The sequence below is a fragment of the Pseudobutyrivibrio xylanivorans genome (genome assembly GCF_008935055.1).
Classification (GTDB): Bacteria; Bacillota; Clostridia; order Lachnospirales; family Lachnospiraceae; genus Pseudobutyrivibrio; species Pseudobutyrivibrio xylanivorans_A.
Genome location: NZ_CP043029.1, coordinates 60,184 through 82,698 on the forward strand (window position 1 = coordinate 60,184; position 22,515 = coordinate 82,698).

Sequence of the window (22,515 nt, forward strand, 5' to 3'; positions counted from 1 at the left end):
AATAACACTATTTACTAAAGGCTTCCATTAGCTTCGCAAAGAAACCTTTATGTTTTCTTTTCTCGAAAGAATACTTCGAATACTTTGAAAGAGGATCTGCATCCGCGTCTAACTTCTCACAGAAAATCTGCATCCAGACTACATCCTCATCTTTTCCTTGGAACTCATCAAATTTTGCAGTCCCTTGTGTTAGATTCTGATGCCTTGCACGAATAGCCTTGAGTCTGGCATAAACTACATCCCATTCAGGAATAACATCCCGTGCCTCAGTGTAACACTCCTTCATCTTTATCTGGTACTTTTTAACACCATCCTCTTTGACATTCAGGCGTCCACAAAGTACCTCGTCAAAATCCAGATATGCATCATAAAAACGTTCGTTAATTACTCTGTTCTTTTCGCTTCCCATAACGTCCCCTCAAGCCTCAAAATGCTACTTTAACTCTTCACCATCTTTAGTAATAATACTATCTACAATATATATCGGACGATTTTTCACTTCTGCGAATATGATTGCAAGATATTCGGAAATGAATCCTAAAATAATGAACAGCACTCCAAACATGAAACATAATACAACAATGAGTGTCGAATATCCATCTGGTGCTGTGCCAAGAAAATACTGCACAATCGAATAAATCATCAGAATCAATGCTGCAACGATAGAAACAACACCAGCATAAATTCCCATCTTCAAAGGAACATCTGAGAAATTACAGATTGCATTCAACGAAAGCTTAATGAGCGCCTTGAGATTATAATTACTTTCGCCTGCCACTCTGGCACTGGCCTCGAACTCAAGTGTAGTCTTTTTAAATCCCACATTCTGCACATAACCGCGGAGGAATCTAACTCGCTCGCGGTAATCATTTTTAAGTACAAGTGCAACGCGTCGCGATATTGCGAAAAAGTCTGATGAATTATTCTCAAACTTTGTCTTTCCAGACATTGCATTCATAACCTTGTAGAATGCTGCCGAAGTAATGCGCTTGAAAAGTCCTGCATCAGCACGAGATGTCCGAACCATGGAAACAACATCATATCCTGCCTCAAGCTTTTCAACAATTGCAGGAATAGACTCTGGTGGATGCTGAAGATCTGCATCCATGCAAACCACTCCATCACCACTCGCATAATCAATGCCAGCAATCATTGCTGCCTCATGACCTCTATTTGCTGCAAAATTCACAACCGCTACATGGTCATCCGCTGCTGCAAACTCTCTCAATATATCAAGGCTGCCGTCACGGCTGCCATCATTTACAAAAATCATCTCATAGTCCCAGCCAGTCTTCTTTGACATCTCATTCAAAATCGGAGATGTGTGGTCATAAAACTGATGAAGTCCCAACTCTTCGTTATAGACTGAAACTACAATCGAAATCTTTTTTGCCATATAAATAAAGTCCCTTTACTTTAATAAAAGCTGCCATAAGCCAAACAGCAAATGGCAGCTTTAAAAATCTTAGTACAAGATGCCAGCAGGAATATTGACGTCGTACCATACCCCATCCACGTTGACCTTATTTGCCTTAAGGTCACTAGTGGTGATAGCCTCAACGCCGGCTGCATCCATGAAAAACTCGAAGGTCTCAGCGAAGCCCTCTGGAGCTGTTGGCTGAGAAGTCATTGGTGCAACGATGTGATAACAAGCGTTGTCAGCAGTGGTTCCCTGAGTGATATTTGCCTTCATCCAAGCTTCCACAGCCTTAACCTTCTGCGCATCTGTCATATCATCAGTGATGATTGTCTTTAAAATGTCGAGAGCGAAAATCTTGTAAGCAACGATATCGCTTTCTGCATTTAGCTGGCTTGTAAGAACATCCTTGTTAATCTTTACGATTCTGCCTTCCTCAACGCCGAAGAACTTATAGTGATTGTAGAGCTTTGCCTTGTCATCACCAAAGGCTGCCTTTACATCCGCATAGCGATTTGCATAATCGACTGCGTCAAAATTTTCCTCTGTAATATCGTAGTTGTAAACCTTAGCCTCAGCAGTAATGCTTGTTGAAACCAAAGTAACTGCCATCAAAGCTAATACTAATAATTTCTTCATACTTGAAACCCTCCTGCATCCTATTATACTATTCAAAACAAGCGCGTACAACTTCGATTACGCGGTCCTGCTGCTCTGGTGTCATTTTGTTATCACTTGGGAGGCAAAGTCCACGATTGAAAATATCGCTGCCTCTATCAAGAAGCTTGCCATCCTCGCCACGTACACCGCCTGCGATATATGCATTTGTCACTGCACGTCCATTTCCCTCTCGAGTTACAAATGGGTTCATACGATAAATTGGCTGCATGTGCATTGGCTTCCAAATAGGACGTCCCTCTGCATTGATGCTTGCAAGCGCCTGAAGAATTTCTGTTGGGCAGCTCTTGCCATGCTCTGGTGTGAAAAGCACATCCTGCTCACCACGAACCTGTGGGCACATTGCTTCATCATCCACAATAAGGCATGACAACCAGTAGTTTGGCTCACTATTCTCAAAATCAATTGGATTCATCTGAACTGGAAGACCCTTGAAGCCCTCTTTATAACGCTCATAAATAGCCTTCTTCTGAGAGATATGCTCCTCCAAATAAGGCATCTGACCACGAACGATTCCAGCAGTAACATTGCTCATGCGATAGTTATAACCAACCTCTTCATGCTGGTACCAAGGAGCTGCCTCGCGAGCCTGTGTTGACCACTTGCGAACCTTCTCAGCGGCCTCCTTGCTATTTGTAAGGAAGCATCCTCCTGATGAGCCAGTAATAATCTTATTTCCATTGAAAGAAATTGTATTGTAATGACCAAAGGTACCTGTCTGAGCCCCCTTATAGGTTGCACCGAAAGACTCTGCTGCATCCTCAACGAGAATAGCTCCGTGCTTTTCAATTATTGCATTAAGCTCGTCAATCTTTCCAGGTGTTCCATAAAGATGCGCACAAACCACAACCTTTACCTCTGGATAAATCTCGAATGCCTTTTCAAGTGCTACAGGGTCCATGTTCCAAGTATCATCCTCTGTGTCGATAAATACAGGGATTCCACCCTCATAAACAACTGGATTTACAGTAGCATCAAATGTCATGTCTGAGCAGAAAACTCTGTGTCCCTCAAGTGCACCGTGACCAACTGCTGGCATACCGTAGGCTTCAATTCCTGCAAGCTTCATTGAAAGATGAAGGCTTGATGTACCAGTTGAAAGTGCAACTGCATATTTAACGCCAACCTTCTCAGCAACCAAACGCTCAGCCTCGTTAATATTCTCACCTGATGTAGAAATCCAGGTGCTCTTGTAAGCTTCCTCCATCCACTTCAACTCGTCACCGTGGAGTGTAGGAGTTGAAAGGCTAACCTTCTCTTCAAATTTATCAAATTTCTTAGAAAACATTTCTTTCACCTTCTTAAATAATGCTGTTTCTATCTATCCGCCTATTACATATCTAGGCAGACCTATTCTAGTCCATCTCGCCCAACTTGACAATAACCTTTCCATCAATCACTGCAATTGCGCCATCGTTTGGATAGGTCGGCATCAGCTGAACCTCGGCCTCTGCGCCAACAGTTCCGTCATCCACAAGCACATGCTCGTTACCGAATCCAAGGTGCTCCCTTAGGAAATAAATGGAGCCCTCATATTTCACAAGGTCTGTGTATCTAGGGAACTTGTCAATTTTCACTGCATCAAGCTGCTCGCTGTTATCAACGGTTGTAAATGTAGCATCATCCAAATTGTGCCATCCCACAAGGATAATATCCATATCCTGCTCAAAACCATCTGTAGTCTTGATAGCGGTAATCATCTGATTGAAATAGGAAATTGCTTGCTCCTGCGCAATTTCAGCCTTCATATAAGCTGCATTATCCATGTAGGTATAGCCTAATGTCATAACAAAAAGCGAGATAATCTGCAGCCATGTTGCCACAAAAACCACTTTATCCACAAGCACGGTAGCCATATCCACCATCTGCAATCGTTCTATCAACAACAGTGGCAAAATAAATACAAAGATATCCCCATAAAGCATCAGGGAATCAACATTATATTCACTGCTGGTAGAAAGAAGATAAACAATATTCATTCCTATTGGTAGGAACACCAGGCCAATCAAGCTGATGAGTTTTATAGAAATCTTCTCCTTTGCCCGTGCAAGAAGAAATGTAATCTGCACCAAAGTAATTACAAAAATCAGTGCTGTAAAGGCTCTCTGATAGAGCACTGCATTGATGCCCGCCTGACCAAAACCAAGGAACGCCTTTATCATTCCCACAAATGCTGCTGGCAACTTGCTAAGGTCGTAGCCTTCATTCATGCCCTTGTACTCTACGGCATTGATATGCTTTATAAGCATAGTAACCTTACGAAGAATTGCCCAAAGCACTAAACTGACTCCAAGCTGCGCCAGATATGTGAGACCACGTTTGATGTATGCGCCCACACTATCAAACTCTCCGTCCAATACACCAAAGAAAAGCTTAATCAAAAATAGTGCAATAGTCACTGCAAAATATGCCTGATATATTCCAAGGCTTATTGTACAAAGCAGTACTGATATTAAAAACGTAAATACGGATTTACGCTTCGTATATACGTATACGCAATAGATTGCTAAAAACAATCCCAGATGATATTCCCAAGCGGTAAACATAAAAGAAAAGATACTTGTCACAACAGGGTATACCACCATTATCACGCCGATGGCTGATGCTAAAAATCTGCTTTTTACATCAAACATCTGAATCATAACCATTGCAGCCAAAGCTATAAACACAATTGAAAGGATTCCGTTGAACACCGGCACTGAAAATAGCTTGGTGGTCATCATCTGAATATCATAGATGAATCCTAACATCCAACGTCCTGACTCATAGGTGCCTCCCAAATTAAAAAGGCAGGCGGTGTTGTCATGATAGGAAATGCGATTGAAAATGATATAACCGTGAGCCATAAGCCCTGCAATCATCACAGAAACAAATGCAAAAATCTGCTGTGAGCTAAGACGGTCACGGACTGATTTAATAAAATCCTCGATTGGATTTGTAAAATTCATAATTATTCCTCTTCCTGCACTAAGTAAATTGGTCTCTGCTTGGTTTCAAGGTATGCCTTTGAAAGGTACTGTCCCAGCACACCCATGCAGAAAAGCTGGATACCGGAAACCAAGAGGAAAATACAAACCATTGATGGCCAACCACTTGTCGGATCTCCGAACACAAGTGTACGCACAATAATGACAACAATAAATATAAATGCCACCAGGCACATGATTACGCCAAAAATAGAAGCCATAACAAGTGGTGCTGTCGAGAAGGCAACGATACCATCAATTGCATAAACAAACAGCTTCCAGAAAGACCACTTGGTCTCTCCTGCTACACGTTCAACATTTTCAAACTCCAGCCACTTACGCTTGAAGCCAACCCAGCCGAAAATGCCCTTTGAGAAACGGTTGTATTCGCGCATAGAAACAATAGCATCCACTACCTTGCGAGTCATCATCTGATAATCGCGGGCACCATCAACGATATCTGCACTGGAAATCTTGTTCATGAGCTTGTAGAATTTGCGAGCAAACCATGAACGAATAGGCGGCTCTCCCTTTCTATCCACACGTCGTGTAGCTACGCACTCATATTCACCCGACTCTATATAGGAAAGCATCTCTGGAAGCATAGCAGGTGGATCCTGCAAATCAGCATCCATGATTACCACATAATCACCCTTGGACTTTTCAAGTCCTGCATAGATGCCAGCCTCCTTGCCAAAATTTCTAGAAAACGAAACATAGTGCACTCGCTCATCCTGTTTATGTAGCTGGCGGCACACCTCTAAAGTCCTATCCTTTGAGCCATCATCCACAAACATAAACTCCAAATCCACCGATGAAAGCTTGTCCTCCATCTCGTGAACAGTCTTATAAAAAATTGGAAGTGACTCTTCCTCGTTATAGCATGGAACTATTATTGTAAGTAGTTTTTTATCCATTTGAATCCTCTTTAAGCGTAATATTAATCAATATGATATAGTCTAACATAATTTCCAAACTCTGGTAGAGTAAGCCAATATAATCCCTCGCGATTATCAGATGTAGCAACTATTCCTTTGCCTACCAGCCTCTCCCTATAAGTACCAAATGTTGTAGATTTCATTCCTTCATTTATCGACTCAAGATACTTCAATATATCCTCGCGTTTAATCTTCTTGGCATCTGCATTGAGAACAGTCATTGCTTTGACAATAATCTTATCCTTCTCTGACAATTCCGTCCACAGTTTTGAATAACAGTACTTTATCAGCTCTGAGCGATATTCCATCTCAACATCTCTTACGCTATCTTTTTCATTGATATATTTTTCAAAATACCAGTATCCCAACAACTGATAAGCAAACGCGTACCCCTTAGTCATCTTTGCCAATCGGATTCCCTCAGGCTCATCGATATTAAAGGTATTGCAATATGACACCGCCATTTGACTCTCATCAAGAGGCTCAACTTCCTTTTCCAAAAGCCTTGTCAAAAAAGTGCTTCCTTTAAAGTCTTCCTTGTTCTGAATATCTTTATAATTAGTATACAGTCCAGTCATTATCAAATACACTGGTAAATCCCTTGAATCTGTAAGTAGCTGTTGAAATGTGTGTGCAAAAATCTTCATCTCTTCATTAGCCATCACATCATCAATAGTTATCAAGACTTTAATGCCTTTTGCTGCAAGTGTCTCAATCATATTTGAAATCATAGTATATATGTCAAATACTTTTTCTTTATTATACTCAAATCCTACGCTAATAGAAGCGACAGAAAGACTTACACCTTTAGGCTTAACAAAATGCTTGGCACACATTGGATGTTCGGATAGCTTAGCAGCCAGCTGACCAACCATATCAACAGTTGCGTTCAAATTGTACACAATCCAATCCTTCCGTTCTGATAGTTCTCGCGCAATCGTCGACAACATTACAGTCTTTCCCGAACCTCTCACTCCCGTCAATATATACGCACGCTCCGAAGGCTGTGGATATGTGAAATTTTCTAATATCTCCTCCGTTAATATTGGAGATATATATTTAATTGGCTTCGCGCCAAAAGCATGTGTAAAAGGATTTTGCATATCGCACCTCTCATTCCTTATCTATTATATATTTTATGCCCTCCTCCTCAGTTCGTCAACCTTTAGTATCCTTTAGTATCCTTTAGTATTAATTATCCAAACCGGCAACCTTTAGTATTCTTTAGTATCGCACTCATAAACTGGAAACCTTTAGTATTCTTTAGTATTCCATGATAAAAGGCCGCCCCAAACCTGAGGCAGCCTATGTACTCTCGATATTACAATAACAACGGTAAAAATGCCATGCTGATATTACTGCAGAACAGGAACACTGCGGAAATCATAGCAGTGAGGAAAGCTACCCCCTTGACTCTGTAGAAGCAGTCCTCTTCTTTAGTTCGAAGCAAGGAAACGACACGATAGATTATAAATGCCATGCCTGCTGTAAGACCGATGATACCATACACTACAAGGAAATGTAGGTACATATTATGGGCATCGTAATAAGGGAACACTAGACGTTTCGCGAATTCCTCATGATTCATACAATATAAAATATACTTGTTTGGGTACTCCTGTGCTCCTAATCCTATCAACTTAGTCAGTAAATCATTCTCCTTGAAAATACCAACCGTTATCATCCAAAGAAATCCTCTCCCAGAGCCCCACTCCTGTCTGAAATAAAGGAATGAATCATATGGCAGCGATGTATCTGCAGGCATTCCCACACGATACTGAGTATAGTAGTAAATATATATCGGATAAGCCAATATAAACACAAATGCAAAAATTGCCAAGCCCTTCATTACCATTGGGTGAACAAAATGTAGTAGACCTAAAAATACCACTCCCGCACCAATCAAAAACATTCCAACATAAGGATGAATCATCAATGTGCAAATATATGAAAGATGTGTTGCTGGCTGAACATCCAGCCAGTAATATCCAGTCAACGTGTGTGCAATTCCCATTGCTATCAAGCAAATAGGATATCCAAGCTTGAATCCCTTATCATGTGCGCAGAAAATAACAAGTAATACCAGCTCTGCACCAAAGCACGCAATAGCTGCATCCGTATCGCACACAATTATTCCAAGTTCAGTCAAAGCACAGCCAATAGCACCAACAGCAATCCATTTTTTCTGAGTTGCTACATAAAAACCAAATGGCAACATTGCAGAAAAATAAAATCCAATAAGATCTCTGTTGCTCAATGTGGACATGAACGATGGGCCATCCATATCAGCAATTGCCATGATATTTCCTGGATCATATCCAAAGAATTGAAGCACTGCAATTGCACTCACCGCAGCAGAACCGATAATTGCACATGCCGCAAAAAGAGTTTTATTCACTGGCGCCCTTCGTATGAAATAATAAACTATAATGCATATTCCCAGAAATACTATACTCATTTCCGGTTCATCTATTGCTATGAAATTTCGCTTATATGAACCATTTACCAAAAATGTGATTAGCACACTAACAGAAAGAAGTCCTAGCAGTATCTTTTCAGCCAACGGCATTGGAACTTCTCCATTCTCCGCTTTTGTAATCAAACCGACTACTCTTAATCCAATATTTGCAACTATAAACAAAAGTGAAATGGTATAGAAAAATACCAGCTTGGTGAGTGAAATATCGAAATAGCTATTTCTGATACTCAAAGGATATGCAACAAGCATAAAGAAAAAATACATGTTGTTGAAAGTCTGTAACCATTCGGCCTGCATAAAAATCCTCCCCGTCTAGCAAATAATTAGTAATACACATACACAATTATAGTCTATTTGTGTATACAATTCAAAGTTTTATCAAAAGAAACAGGGGCTGATTTCTCAGCCCCCGTTTTCTCTATTTTTAGATATCTAAAGTTGGTTTTATCAATTCGCATTTAATGAAAAAGTTTATTTCTACTTAGATGCCTTCTCATATACGAAAGCAAATGTTCCGAATGAATCTGTACCGCAAACTACACGACCATTGTCGATGATGCAATCGCAAACTGTTACAGTACCGTCATCGTTGAACTTATAAACCTTTAATACCATACCTGCTGGTACAGAAAGTCCCTCAGGAATTGGAATAGAAATAGCAACCTTGCCGTTAGCCTGTTTAACTGGCTTAGCGTCTTTGCTAAATACGTTAAAGTTAAATACCTTAGCTATTTGAGCCTTTGGTCTGTAAATAGCTAAAATAGACTTAGCTGTGTTGTATGTCTGTGTTCCCTCAGCTGCCTCAACTGTTGAAAGTGAAGAACCTGCTGGGATAGCATCCTTTGTACCTGCTAATAATGTGTTAGTCTGGTCAACAGACTTAACGATTGTTACAGCAACTGTCTGGCCATTAATTGTTACAGGAACATCCTTAGCAATTGTGCCAACTGGAACTGAAGTATCAGTTGTTGCTGCTGAAGATGAGCTAGATGAGCTAGAGCCGCTAGACTTCTTGTTCTGGTAGTCAGATGTCTCTTTGCTGCTCTCTAACTTGTAAACCTTGCCATCATAGACCTTTAATTCATCAGTCTCTGTTACCTTAGAAGCATCGGCAGATTCATCAATAACCCATGCTCCATTGTCAGCCTCTTCAAAAGAAACTTTACCGTCTTCTGTAACTGCTGTGTAACGTTTCTCTGCCAAAGCCTTCATCGCAGGTGTTACATAATACACTGAGCCTGTAAGTACTACAGTCGCAAGTGCAAATGCGAATACCTTTTTCAAACTCTTCATTAATCGTACCTCCTCATTGATGTTTTTCGTGCGAATTGATGCTTAAATACCTTTTAACCGCACCTTTGTAGAATTTCCGTGCGATTTAATCATATATTACACCCCCCCTAGGCGCAGTTCAACGAATTCACAGTCTTTACATACTAATTTCACATTTAATGCGAATACTGAGGTATATTGATACAATTATCAGAATTGTGTTGATATTCAATCGATTAAGTTATTCGCCCCCATCATCCCCCACTTCTCAATTCTCCTTAAATTGTGTATAATTTGCTCAGGTTTTTACTATTACAATACAACGAGGAGGCAAAATTTTGAGGGGGAAAATTGTTATCTACGGAGCAATGCTACTATCGGCATTGCTAATCTTTGGTTCTGAAAGTGTGTACATCTATAAGTGGTACCTGGCTCTTTTGGTGCTGGGTGTCGGATTTTTTCCAATTTCAAGGCGTACTTTTACAGGATTTGCGGACCTGGGGTACATCTTTTCGAAGGTAATTGGAGTAGCTCTTGCAGGCATGACAGTGTTTTGGCTTGTAACCTTTGTAGGGATGCCTTTAACGCCAGTTTGCTGCACAATTGTCACTTTACTTTTGATTGCCGCAGTCTATAGCACAAGCTATTATATTGGCTCAAAGAAAAATGGCAAGACTGTTTCTATTTTTTTCACCATTCCTACTGAAAATCTTAACATGATTATTAACGAGGAGTTGATTTTCCTCGTACTTTTGATTGCCCTTTTATATATGAAGTCGTTCCTGCCAGCTGCCTATGGCACTGAAAAATTCATGGACTACGCCTTCATGAACGCCTTTGCAAAGGCAAAACAATTTCCAGTGGAGGATGTTTGGTTCTCTGGAGAAAATCTCAACTACTATTATATGGGCCAGTATTTTGCTGCCTTCATTAATCAACTCTCCTTTAATAACGTCCGCTTCACCTACAATATCATGTTCTACACTAACTGCGCACTGGCATTTGTCATGGCATTTGCCTGCGGCTATAGATTGATTCAGGTGAAGTTTGACCATGATTTCAAAAAGAAATACGGCTATGCTGCTGGGCTCCTAAGTGCTGGTGGCGTATGCTTCGCAGGAAGCGCCCACTTTATCGTCTACGGCATTATCCTTGTGATTTACAACAAAATCATCGGTAATGACAGCTACTCCTATTGGTTTCCGGCCAGCACACGCTATGTAGGCTACGAGCCAGAGCGTGCCGACAAGACCATCACTGAAACACCATCCTACTCTTTTGTCATCGGAGATTTACACGCACACGTGTGCAATATCATGTTCGTGCTGGTTGTCATCGGCCTTCTGATTGCTTTTGCCAGCACTGCCCATAAGAAGCTTTCTAAGGACAAGTCCTTTGGTATTAAAACCTTTAGTCCAGCCATAATCCTATGTGGTATCTTCATAGGCATTTTTCAGGGCAATAACTACTGGGACTATCCGATTTACATGATGGTGACAGCCCTTACAATTATATTCGTTGACTACAAATATCTTGGCTTCAATTTGAAGACTACCCTGTACTCACTGGCGCAAATTATACTGCTCTTTATTATGGCATTCATCATTATCCTGCCATTCAGTCTGTACTTTGTAAAAATGGAAGGTGGCGTTCGTTTTGCCGAAAATCACACACTACCACAACAGCTCTTCGTGCTTTGGGGTTTGCCAGTGATTTGTGCCATTTCCTATATCATTTGCGCCATGAAGGATTATTTCAAAGATGAGCTACCTAGTCAAAAAAATGGTAACAAGCTTTACCGCCTGATTACTCACGCCAACATTGCTGATCTTATGGTTGCTCTCTTCGGATGTTGCGCCATCGGACTCGTTATTATTCCAGAAATTATCTACATCAAGGATATCTACGGGATTGAGTGGTCTCGTGCCAACACAACCTTCAAGCTCACCTACCAATCCTGCATAATGTTTGGTATAATCACCGGATTTGCAATCGTTTCAATGTACTACTACCACCGAACCACAATCCGCAATGTGCTTGCAAAGGTGCTTCTTGGTTTCAACTTAGTTTGCATGGCATATTTCTTCGTAAGCTGCCACAGCTGGTTTGGTGATATCTTCGATTTCAGCCGCTATCGCACATTAGATGCCATGTCCTTCATGCCACAGCAGGTGAAGCTTGCAGATGATGTGATGTTCGTGGAATTCATCAACGCTCAGAATTTTGAGGAAACACCTACCATCCTCGAAGCTACTGGCGATGCCTACACCGACACCGGACGCATGTCAGTTGCTACTGGCTATCCAACCGTCCTTGGCTGGTACGCCCATGAATGGCTATGGCGCTTTGATCAGGCCATTTGCGACCAGCGTACTGCAGACATCCGTGATATCTACTGCTGCTACATAGGCGCCGAGGACACAAAGGCCCTCATTCAAAAGTACGATATCGATTATATCTACATCGGAACCACCGAATACGAGAAATACACAGACATAGATATTAACAAGCTTCTTAGCCTTGGCGAAGTCGTTGCTGAAAAGGAGAATACCTACCTGCCAGGCTATCAGAATTACCTGATTAAAGTAAAATAAGGCGTAAAAAAGGACTGCACAGCAGTCCTTTTTCTAATCCTATCCTGTAAACGTTGATACCGTATCCCTTATAGTCTGCACCGTCTCCACAGCGTCATTCTGATAAGCCACATACATGAGCTTATTCAACTTATCAAGGAAATCGTCGGAATCGAACTTAATTGGCTCAGCTACGTGGATTAGATTGTTCTCAGTTTCCTTCAAGCCTTCCTCGCTCATTAGTTTTTCTTCATATAGCTTCTCGCCTGGACGAAGACCGATGTATTCGATTTCAATATCCACATCAGGCTTCAAACCAGCAAGCTGAATCATATTCCGTGCAAGATCCAAAATCTTCACAGGCTCGCCCATATCAAGTACGAAAATCTCACCACCACTTGCATTGGCGCCTGCTTTAAGCACAAGTGAAACTGCCTCTGGAATTGTCATGAAATATCTGATTATATCCTTATGTGTAAGTGTGATTGGTCCTCCCTCAGCAATCTGCTTCTTGAAAAGAGGTACAACAGAACCGTTTGAACCTAGTACATTTCCGAAGCGTACCGCCACGTACTCTGTGTGACCACTGCCAGGTGTAACACCAACATTCTCACCATCATCATGATGCGTGTATAACGCCGGCAGCAAATCCTCCCTGTGAATTCGCACCATGTGGTCGAAGGTCTGGATAATCATTTCGCATATACGTTTTGTAGCACCCATGACGTTGGTTGGATTAACCGCCTTGTCAGTGCTGATAAGCACAAAGCGATCACAACCATATTTCATAGCCGCGTAGGCTGTCTTGTATGTACCAACTGCGTTGTTTTTAATAGCCTCACACGGACTATCCTCCATGAGAGGAACATGCTTGTGTGCCGCCGCATGGTAGCAAATATTCGGATGATAGGTGGCAAATACCGATTCAATTCGTCTTGCGTCACGCACAGAACCTATCAGCGTAACCAAATCCAACATCGGATAAGCTTTCCTTAACTCCAGCTGGATATCGTAAGCATTGTTCTCATATACATCAAATATAATCAGCTGTTTCGGCTCATACTTTGCAATCTGCCTGCAAAGCTCAGAACCAATCGAACCACCACCGCCAGTAACAAGCACAACCTTATCTCTAAGCTGGCGTGCCACATCCTCCTGCTTCAAATTAATAGGCGCACGTCCAAGAACATCTTCGATAGTTATGTTCTCCAGGTTCGCAGCTGTAATCATTCGCGCCGTATTTCCGAAGCGGGCAGGAAGTACCTTTATTACGCAATCAGTCTCTCGACAGATAGCAATGATATCACGTTTATCCTTGGAAGAAATTGTTCCGATTACAATGTAAATTTCATCAATCTTGAACTTTTCTACTGCTGCAAGAATTGAATCTCTACCACCCACCACCTGAACACCGTCGATGCACTTGTCCCATTTGTCAGGATTGTCATCAATGATGCAAACGATTCGCGCGTCCTTTTTCTCATCGTGAACCTTCACAAAATTTAGGTCACGTAGAACCATTCGTCCTGCATATCCAGCGCCAATCAGCATTACATTTTTCTTCACCTTCAATGTGCTGTAGCTGTTTCGCAACATGGTTACAAATCTAAATCCGAAACGAATTAGCACTGCGAAGAAAAACTGAAAAACGATGCCGAAAACATGGTAGGAAATTGGAAATCTTCCGATGAACAATATCGTAATTACGTAGTAAAGCCCACCAGTAAGAACCACTGAATAAATCGTCTGGCGTAGTTCATAAAAGCTGACATAGCGCCAAAGGCTTTTGTAAAGCCCCATCACGCCATAAATGATCAATGTGATGTACGCATATACGAATATCGTATCTACGTATTGATCCCAGATGCTCTTTGGAATCTGAGAAAATACACAATCAAACCTAATCCACAGCGCCAGAAAATATGAAATGCCTATGGCGAAAAAATCGTAAACAATAAGAAAATATGCAAAGGTATGCCAATGCTTAAGCTTTTCAATTAAGCGCCCCATATTTATTCCTCAACTTTTTCCTTCTTCTTTGAGGTCTTAAGCTCCTCTCTAACTCCATGTCCGAACCACCAGATAAGTACTAAGAGAACAAGTACACCTGCTGGAACTGCCATATTCTTTGCAATGTGAACGATACCTCCGTCAACATAGTACTGAGGTGCCACTGCAATCTTTACAGCATTTGAATAAAGTGTTGTGCTGTAGTATTCCTGAGTGGTTTCTTCGATTTGAGCTACCCATGAAGCAATGGTGTCATCAAGCTTTGCAAGGAGCTTATCAGCATACTCGTACTCAGAAGTTGAAGATGAAATAGCCTCATGCTCAACCAAAGCATTGTACTTTATATAGTACTCATTCAGTCTGGTGTTCAACTCAGAAATCTCCTTGTTGATTGCAGTCTTTTTTGAAATCATATCATCGTAGTATTCGCTCTTCTCACCGTACTCCAAAGTAGAATCAGCGCCACTGACAATAACAACTGGATCTTTCTGATATGAAGCAATTGTATTTTCAATAGACTCCAACTGGGTCTGCTTCTCAGCAATCTTGTTGCTGGTCTCACGAATCATGTACTGATAATACTCCAGCTGACGATTTCTCTCCTTTGTAAGGGATGAGCTCTCAATAAATGATGTAAGTCGAGCCAAATCAACATCCTGAACGAACTGAAGAGCTGTCACAATATCCTCAAATGAAAGACCAGTACGTGACGAACGGAAGTCTGGTGCCTCAACCATCTTTTCGTTCACATAGGAAAGCATAAGCTGAATCTGCGTCTTAACCAAATCAACGCTCTCGCCGTAATCATAATCGTCCTCTTTCAAAAGATTAGAGGTAACTGTAAGAGCATTAGTATTTGCATAAGTATCAAGGAAATACTGCTTATAGCTCAACAAAATCTGGTCCAAAATCTGAGTCATTTCCTTTGGTGAAAATGTGCCATCATCATAGAGATAAACTATATACTGAGATGGGAAGTAAGCCACGTCCAAAACTTTCTCGTATTGAGTCGCATCCTTCTCTGCCATCTTCTCAATAGTCGTAATCTTTTCAACCGCATCCTTTGGAACAACGCCCTGAATGCTGATATTCTGACGAATAGTCTCAATATAATTCTCACTGTATCCACCGATTTCATCCAACGCATTCTGAATGACATAAGGTGATTTAATAAGATTCACATCAAATGAAGCCCCATTTGGATCAAGTCCTTGGTCAATGCCCTCGAACTGGAAGGTTACCATGGCTCTGGCGTATGAACCCTTACCACTAAGATGCTCAAAACCTGAATACAAAACTCCAAGAACGGCGCCCACGAGAATAGCAAGAATGAGTAAAAGTGACACGAGCTTCTTCATCTGCCCCATAAGCCCAAAGACATTAAAAAGATCGATTTCCACTTCTCCGTCGTCCACATGGTTCACCAAAACAACTTTTTCGCTGATCTGCTTTTCAATCTGGTCCATCTAGCTTAACTCCTCCTGTGTGTTATTTGTTTTAAGAACTTCGTCTTTGAGACTCCTGTAGACAACTCTGAATCGTGTGAATACCATAAGTGTCACCGACATCAAAATCACTGCCAGGCATATAAGAACTATAAAGACGGAATTAATTATACGTTTCTTTGGTGCTTCTGAAGTAGATGCTGCAGCTGTCTCTGCTTCGACATTGTTTTCTGCGACCTCTCCCTCAGTCTTGGAAAGCTCCATTTCATCTGACTTTTCAGGTTCTACTTGAGGTTCCTCTGTTTCAGCAGGTGCTTCCTCTTGTGTTTCCTCCGCTACTTCTTCACCCTCGACATTTTCGTCTGTAGCTTCAGTCTGTTCTTCACTTACCGTTTCTTCAACAGCCACCATGTCACTTCGTATATATCCAGTGCTTCCTCCATATGAAACATGATACCAAAGCTCTCCGTCTGTATTGGTTACTCTGGAATCGGAGGTTATCTTCAGTCCAAAAGGAATTGTCACCTTGCTTCTAGCTGATACCGTTGGCTCCACACGAAGCTTTGCATTTGATGTGACCGTGAGATTAAAGCTCCCCGCCTCTTCGCTCGCTATACTGCCTGCTGCAACGGGTTGCTCTTCTTGAACCTGTTCCTCTTGGTTTTCGGCTTCTTGAGTCTCTTGTGCCTCAGTCTCCGTTGTTTTTGTTTGTTGAGCCTTCGCCTGTTTACTTTGGGCTCTAGCTTTAGCCTGCTGAGCTTGTTGTGCCTGCTGTGCCTTTAGAGCTTCCTGGGCTTGCTGAGCTTTTAAGGCTTCCTGCGCTTGCTGATCCTGCTGTGCTCGCAAAGCTTCCTGCGCCCGAAGTTCTTCTTCAGCCTGTTGAGCTTGTTGCGCTCTAATAGCCTCTTCCTGAGCAGCCTGTGCCGCCTGTTGTTGAGCCTGTTGCTCATTCTGTTGCGGCTGCGCTGCATTAACTTTCAAAATAGGGATAAAACAAAGACTAAAAATCATACCCGTAGCAAGAATGCACAGGCATCTTTTCCTAGATTTCCTCACCATTTTCAACCAATTAAACTCCCCTTTATTTATTTGTGTATACTTTAGATACATTATATGTCAAAATGCCAATTAATTTCAACAGTTCACAATTTATACACAAAAAATCAGCCACTTATTAAAAGTGGCTGATCGTATGGTATATTCATCCTATAGTTTTTCCTTAGTAATTTTTTTTAGGCTGGACTTATTTTCATACATCTGTCTATCTGCACGCTCAAAAACATCTGCCATGCACGTATCAACATCCATATATTTTGCCATTCCGTAGGCTATGATAATGCCCCCATTGGAAAGTGCATATCTATTATGTGTGGCAACAATATCCACAAGTTCCTCAATTCTCTCGTAGTCTTCATCCAGAGATAACACAACAAACTCGTCTCCACCGATTCTATATACCGGACTTCTTTTAAAAATCTGACATATAATATCGCAGGCATCGCAGATATACTTGTCTCCTGCCTTATGACCTAAGGTATCATTAATCTCCTTCAGGTTATTCACATCAAGCACCGAAAGCGCAAACTCAGTCTGCCTCTTTTCTGCAATTCGCCTGTTCATGATGTCTTCCTTCTCCTTGTATGCATTTTTGTTTTTAATACCAGTAAGTGCATCAACATTTGCTTGGTTTTGAACCTGCTCAAGCTTTTGCACATACTCGCGCTTGATACGCATAGCATCTGTCACATCCTGGCACAATCCAAGAAGACACTCTCGCCCTGTATCATCAGTAAATCTCAGTTTAGTTGTCTGAAATTGTCGCAGATTTCCCACTGCATCTGGCACATCCTCATAGAAGATATAAGGCTTGTCCATTGCCAACGCTTTTTTATCATCTTCTATAAAATGAAGCGCTGTAGCCGCGTCAAATATTTCATAATCCGTTAATCCCACTACTCCCTCAGGTGTCTCCTTATGAGCATAATCCGCAAACGCCTGATTACATGCAAGGTATTTTCTGGTAACAACATCCTTTGAGAATGTCATCGCAGGCATATTGGTTAGAAGCGCTGTCACAGATTTCTTAAGTTCAGCTATCTTCGCATTAGCATCTATCTCTTCCAGCAAACGTGCATTTTCCTGCTGAAGTTTTGCGTACTCTTCAGCTATCTTACCTATTTTCTCATCCTTCACACTATCATGATAGTCAAGGCGCTGTTCTGTTGAAGAAAGAATCGCCACCATAATTGCAGAAACTCCCGTCAAAGGATTCAATGCAATTCTAGAAGCTAATATTTGAATCTGTTTACCATCAGCAGTTCTATCGTCTACAATAACTCTCTTTCCATCCTGCGCACACCTCAAGACCGCGTTTAACGAACGTGCGCCTGGTTTATCCAGCAGTTTGGATGCATCAAAAACATCCACTCCATAACTATTTGGAAAATTCTCTGCAATGTACTTCTTAAAAGTCACATTAGCTCGCACAAAACTAATCTTATTCCCACTACACTCAACTATAACCATAGGCCATGTGTCGAAGTAATCTTCTTTCAGGTGTTCTCCATCTGCACTCGAAAGGGAAAGATTATACAAATTAACTTTTCCAAGCTTTGCATAATAACCGGATTCCTTAGGATTCTCAAATCCAATTTGTATCCCCTTATCATACCTTTCCAATACTTCTTCAAAGGGCAACGGCTTACAATAATAGAATCCCTGAAGCATGGTACATCCGATATCCTTTAGAAAGTCTGCCTGTCCTTCAGTTTCTACGCCCTCCGCTACTGTATCCATGCCAAGCGATATTGCCATTCTTACAAGTTCTGTAAGAACTATTTTTGCTTTATCATTCTCCTCAAGTTGTCTTACAAATAACATATCTATCTTTATAAGATCAAATGGTATCTTTTGAAGGATTGACGGCGAAGAATATCCGCTACCATAATCATCCATCCATACACTGAAACCATTCTCTTGGAATCGCTTAATTTCCTCAAGCATGAATTCAACATCATCAGCTACAACACTTTCTGTTATTTCTATAACAAGTCTCTCTCGTGGAACTTTTGCAGCATCAACACGAGATATTATCTCATTAACTATATTGCAGGAATAAAAATCAGACTTTGAAAGGTTGACTGAAACAGGCACAACATACAGCCCCTTCTCTGCTTGAGTCTGCATCTTTTTTAGCACCGTATCAACAACATACAAATCAAGCTTGTAGATTGTTTTTGTATCTTCCAATACAGGTATAAACGTACCTGGGCTTAAGAATCCAACATTTGGATCAATCCATCTTGCTAATGCCTCTTCATGACAAACTTTGCCATTTGCTGTTCGTATAATAGGTTGATAATAAACTTTAATCCAGCCCTGATTAATAGCATTATCAATATTTTCAACCACATACTGCTTTTCTTCCAACGCAGTCATCATACTGTCATCAAAAAAATATAGCCTGTCAGCATAATCATTCCTCCCCGAATTACATGCTAATTGAGCTCTGTCACATGCACCACTTATGCTGATTTCCTCATTATCATATATATAAACACCTACTCTTAAAGGCATTTTTCTTTTAATTCCATTTCCGCTTTCAGTATCAAGTAATTGAGCTGCTACTTTTTCAGCTGTATCCTCATCTGTAAAAGCGCAAAAATGGTCCGCAGTAAATCTACTGCAACTCTCGTGTGAAAATAGTTCTATTATTTCTTCCGAAAAAGACTTTAGGAATTTATCCCCCTCTTCCAATCCATACTTTTGATTAAATGCCTTCATGCCATTGAAATCCATAAATAATATGGCAGGTGTATTCCCACTATCTCTTATAACATTACATCCAGATTCCGCAAGTTCAAAGAAATGCGTCATAGTAGGCAGTCCAGTAAGATAATCATGGCCTGCTTGATTAGTATAGCTTCTTTCCTGCAGCTGCGTATTAAGTGAATTAAACAGTGGATTATTCTCTTTTATGACATTCTCAACATAAGCTCCCTGATCTGTATACCATACCACCGCAAGCCTTACACCATTTTCTTTAAAAATATGCTTGCCATAAGCATGAATAATTCGATACTCATTATCTTTTTTCAAGCGATATACTACATCGTAAACTCCGCCATTTGTTGCAAACCGAAATGCCTCATCCGCAATAAATACTAGATCATCAGGATGCGTATCTCTATACATGTTGCTTTCCATCAGGTCATATACATCCTGCTTTTCCATATCAGTTAATCCATACAAATCTATAAATCCAGCTGATAAGGCAATTGTAACCACTCGTTTATTCAAAAACTGATAAACTGCAAAAGGCACTTGGCTATTTTCAATAATATATAACTCTTCATCGCTATACTTATATCTTTCCATGGATATGACCTCCCGGCTATGAACCAACACTCCTCGCAATTTCGATTATACATAATCATTATGAAAAATTTGCAAAGCAATTGTTATCAGGTATTGCCAAATCGGCCGTTCACAAATAATAAACATCTGTAGCCTAGAATGGACATGATATTAAGTGATATTGTGTGCCAATTTTTATAGTTATATTTATTCAAATGTAAAGGTATTTTCTGATGGAAAAATATGAAATGTCCGCACTTGATGCATATCTAAATAAGGCATATAGAATAATAATTCTTATGACACCTAGTGCAGCTATGTTCTCTGCCATCGTCTATACTGTATTTAAAATCATAGGCTGGTATCCAGATATCTCTACACCTCTGTTAATAGCTTATGATGTTCTTAATATAATTTACACATCAATTGCAATATATCTTTTTAAAACAAGCCTCGCTGAAAATGGCATTCTTAAAAAGAACAGACTTAAAATTGGAAAAATTTTTATTTCTGTTGTTCTTCTCATACAGTGGAATCACATTTCCTATCTAATACCACATAGAGAGTGGTGGGCATACGCCTTTTTCTTTATGGTTCTATCTGTATTCTTCTTTGATATGAAATTAACACTACTACTTTCTCTGGAAATTATTATTTCTACATCGATTTCTTGGTATTTTAACGGCGAAAATCTCATGGTTGCATCAGGCCAATACTACAAGCCTGATTTATTCATGCGAATAATATGTATTCTTTTTACAACTGCAACTATTCTTGCACTGACCCATTTCGGAAGTAAATTTCTTGTGGAGGATCTGGAAAAGCACGTAAATTATGACACACTGACCCACCTGCTAAATCGTCGTAGCATGGACAGCTATTTAAATGCAGCTCTAAGAGCAGCTGAACGAATAAGAAATGACGTAGCTAAAGATCCAATAAAATACACGAATAATATCTCTGTTCCTGTAACGATTACAATAGGTATTTCCGAATATAAAAATGGCATCTCAATCAAGGAAATGATGAAAGATGCTGATTCAAAACTCTACTATGGAAAAAGGCATGGTAAAAACCAGTTAGTTAGTAACATATAAAAAAAAAAAGGGGCTGTGAAAAAATGAGATAATCATTTTTTCCAGCTCCCTTTTTATATCATTTTTTGTGAGGTATGCTGTTTCTGGCAAAAATAGAGTATAATGCCCCTTTCCCCAAAAAACTACAAACTTTTTTGATTAGGCAGCTTCTTGGAGACGCATCTTTTTATTGTGATATTTATATAAGTTATGACCTATTGAAACCAAAAGAACCTCAAGTTTTACGGATTCTATTCCTTTTCGGACTATTCTTTTATACCAACGATCATTTTTTATGATTCCGAAAGTACCTTCCGCTTGAATGGATCTGTTCATTCTAAGGAGTGCTCCCTGGATGCTTTCAAGATTATTTATAACCTCCTGATGCATAGCGGTCAGTTCTTCGTTTATTCTTACGGTTTTGTTTTTATCTGTTTTCTTACACTTCGATGCATAGGGACAACCACTGCAGTCTTCACACTGATATACTTCTTCTTGCCGGACATACTGGTTTCCTTTTACATTCTGCCTATATAAAAAATTAAAGCTTATACTATTAGGATTTCGTATTTTCCCATTATCACCGATTTAAAAATTTATAGTTTTTTTTGGAAAAATATAATATTTATTAAATATATTWTATCCTAATACAACWAAAAATTTTTTAATATAATCAATAATTATATAAAAAAAAWTTTATAWATCAAGTADTACRAANTRATMTTHATATRCTTTATATAATAACWATTAHAKATAYTTACCCAWHDTTKAGTWGCACATAAGWKTAAWCDAWRTATCTATCTTTTSRARAGTMTGMRTTGAATATTGTAGTCTTCRCACTGATAGACTTCTTCTTGCCGGCCATCCTGGTTTCCTTTTACATGCTGCCTGTATAGAAAGTTGAAGCTCTTCCCATTAGGACAACGCATTTTCCCATCATCACCGATCTCAAAATTAACAGCTCTGAATGGATCGTTGTGATATTTCTTATCGGTCGTCTCCTTTTTAAACATTGTGAACTTCATGTACTTTTTCATGCCTTTTTGCTCGCAAAAGATATAATTATTGAACGAGCCATATCCAGCATCAGCCACAGGATATTTTGGATAAAAGCCATATGTTTCATAATACTTATTCATCAACGGTATGAAGCAGTCCATGTCAGATCTGTATTGATTAACATCAACAACTGCTATGTATTCATCAGCTACACCAATCTGAACGTTGTATGCGGGAAGAAGCTGGTCGTTTCTTAAATGAAGCATGATCCGTAATAACTTCGTATAGCATACATTATACGAAGTT

General features: G+C 40.2%; 15 protein-coding genes and 2 pseudogenes. 2 read left to right on the forward strand and 15 right to left on the reverse strand.

Annotated features, from left to right (window positions below; translation table 11 throughout):
- Positions 1–7: 7 nt before the first annotated feature.
- The 9 genes from FXF36_RS15605 to FXF36_RS15645 form a co-directional block, all read right to left on the reverse strand.
- Positions 8–409 carry a DUF6548 family protein gene (locus FXF36_RS15605; protein ID WP_151625950.1) on the reverse strand — a complete coding sequence of 134 codons (402 nt, stop codon included), beginning with the start codon at positions 407–409 and terminating at the stop codon, positions 8–10.
- Positions 410–433: 24 nt separating this feature from the next.
- Positions 434–1,396: a glycosyltransferase family 2 protein gene (locus FXF36_RS15610; RefSeq protein WP_151625952.1), complete on the reverse strand. Its 963-nt coding sequence runs from the start codon at positions 1,394–1,396 to the stop codon at positions 434–436.
- Positions 1,397–1,465: 69 nt separating this feature from the next.
- A complete protein-coding gene (locus FXF36_RS15615; RefSeq protein ID WP_151625954.1) occupies positions 1,466–2,056 on the reverse strand; it encodes a hypothetical protein in 591 nt (196 codons plus the stop codon).
- A gap of 28 nt (positions 2,057–2,084) precedes the next feature.
- Positions 2,085–3,383 (reverse strand): DegT/DnrJ/EryC1/StrS family aminotransferase, encoded by a 1,299-nt coding sequence (locus FXF36_RS15620; RefSeq protein ID WP_151625956.1) that lies wholly within the window; start codon positions 3,381–3,383, stop codon positions 2,085–2,087.
- 67 nt (positions 3,384–3,450) lie between these two features.
- Positions 3,451–5,043, reverse strand: coding sequence for a glucosyltransferase domain-containing protein (locus FXF36_RS15625; protein WP_151625958.1), 1,593 nt, complete (start codon positions 5,041–5,043; stop codon positions 3,451–3,453).
- Positions 5,044–5,045: 2 nt separating this feature from the next.
- The gene (locus FXF36_RS15630; RefSeq protein WP_151625960.1) at positions 5,046–5,978 is read right to left on the reverse strand and encodes a glycosyltransferase family 2 protein; all 933 of its coding nucleotides are present in this window, start codon (positions 5,976–5,978) and stop codon (positions 5,046–5,048) included.
- A gap of 23 nt (positions 5,979–6,001) precedes the next feature.
- Positions 6,002–7,102 carry a DEAD/DEAH box helicase family protein gene (locus tag FXF36_RS15635; protein ID WP_151625962.1) on the reverse strand — a complete coding sequence of 367 codons (1,101 nt, stop codon included), beginning with the start codon at positions 7,100–7,102 and terminating at the stop codon, positions 6,002–6,004.
- Positions 7,103–7,320: 218 nt separating this feature from the next.
- Entirely contained in the window at positions 7,321–8,775 is a 1,455-nt protein-coding gene (locus FXF36_RS15640; protein ID WP_151625965.1) for an O-antigen ligase family protein, read from the reverse strand.
- A 180-nt stretch (positions 8,776–8,955) separates the two neighbouring features.
- Entirely contained in the window at positions 8,956–9,771 is an 816-nt protein-coding gene (locus FXF36_RS15645; RefSeq protein ID WP_151625967.1) for a hypothetical protein, read from the reverse strand.
- A gap of 317 nt (positions 9,772–10,088) precedes the next feature.
- On the opposite strand from FXF36_RS15645, the gene FXF36_RS15650 reads away from it, so the two are divergent.
- Positions 10,089–12,344: a DUF2298 domain-containing protein gene (locus FXF36_RS15650; protein ID WP_151625969.1), complete on the forward strand. Its 2,256-nt coding sequence runs from the start codon at positions 10,089–10,091 to the stop codon at positions 12,342–12,344.
- A 39-nt stretch (positions 12,345–12,383) separates the two neighbouring features.
- Here the strand turns inward: FXF36_RS15650 and FXF36_RS15655 are convergent, their stop codons facing one another.
- The 4 genes from FXF36_RS15655 to FXF36_RS15670 form a co-directional block, all read right to left on the reverse strand.
- Positions 12,384–14,333 (reverse strand): polysaccharide biosynthesis protein, encoded by a 1,950-nt coding sequence (locus tag FXF36_RS15655; protein WP_151625971.1) that lies wholly within the window; start codon positions 14,331–14,333, stop codon positions 12,384–12,386.
- A gap of 2 nt (positions 14,334–14,335) precedes the next feature.
- Positions 14,336–15,799 carry a hypothetical protein gene (locus FXF36_RS15660; RefSeq protein ID WP_151625973.1) on the reverse strand — a complete coding sequence of 488 codons (1,464 nt, stop codon included), beginning with the start codon at positions 15,797–15,799 and terminating at the stop codon, positions 14,336–14,338.
- Entirely contained in the window at positions 15,800–16,759 is a 960-nt protein-coding gene (locus tag FXF36_RS15665) for an SH3 domain-containing protein (RefSeq protein WP_167511445.1), read from the reverse strand. It abuts the gene before it with no gap.
- A 225-nt stretch (positions 16,760–16,984) separates the two neighbouring features.
- Positions 16,985–20,155: an EAL domain-containing protein gene (locus FXF36_RS15670; protein WP_151625976.1), complete on the reverse strand. Its 3,171-nt coding sequence runs from the start codon at positions 20,153–20,155 to the stop codon at positions 16,985–16,987.
- A 212-nt stretch (positions 20,156–20,367) separates the two neighbouring features.
- Between FXF36_RS15670 and FXF36_RS15675 the strand changes: the two genes are divergently transcribed.
- Positions 20,368–21,231 carry a GGDEF domain-containing protein gene (locus FXF36_RS15675; protein WP_151625978.1) on the forward strand — a complete coding sequence of 288 codons (864 nt, stop codon included), beginning with the start codon at positions 20,368–20,370 and terminating at the stop codon, positions 21,229–21,231.
- A gap of 138 nt (positions 21,232–21,369) precedes the next feature.
- On the opposite strand, the pseudogene FXF36_RS15680 reads toward FXF36_RS15675, so the two are convergent.
- Positions 21,370–21,780 (reverse strand): annotated as a pseudogene (locus FXF36_RS15680) (transposase); the annotation flags it as partial.
- Positions 21,781–22,040: 260 nt separating this feature from the next.
- Positions 22,041–22,469, reverse strand: a pseudogene (locus FXF36_RS15685) (transposase); the annotation flags it as partial.
- Positions 22,470–22,515 lie beyond the last annotated feature (46 nt).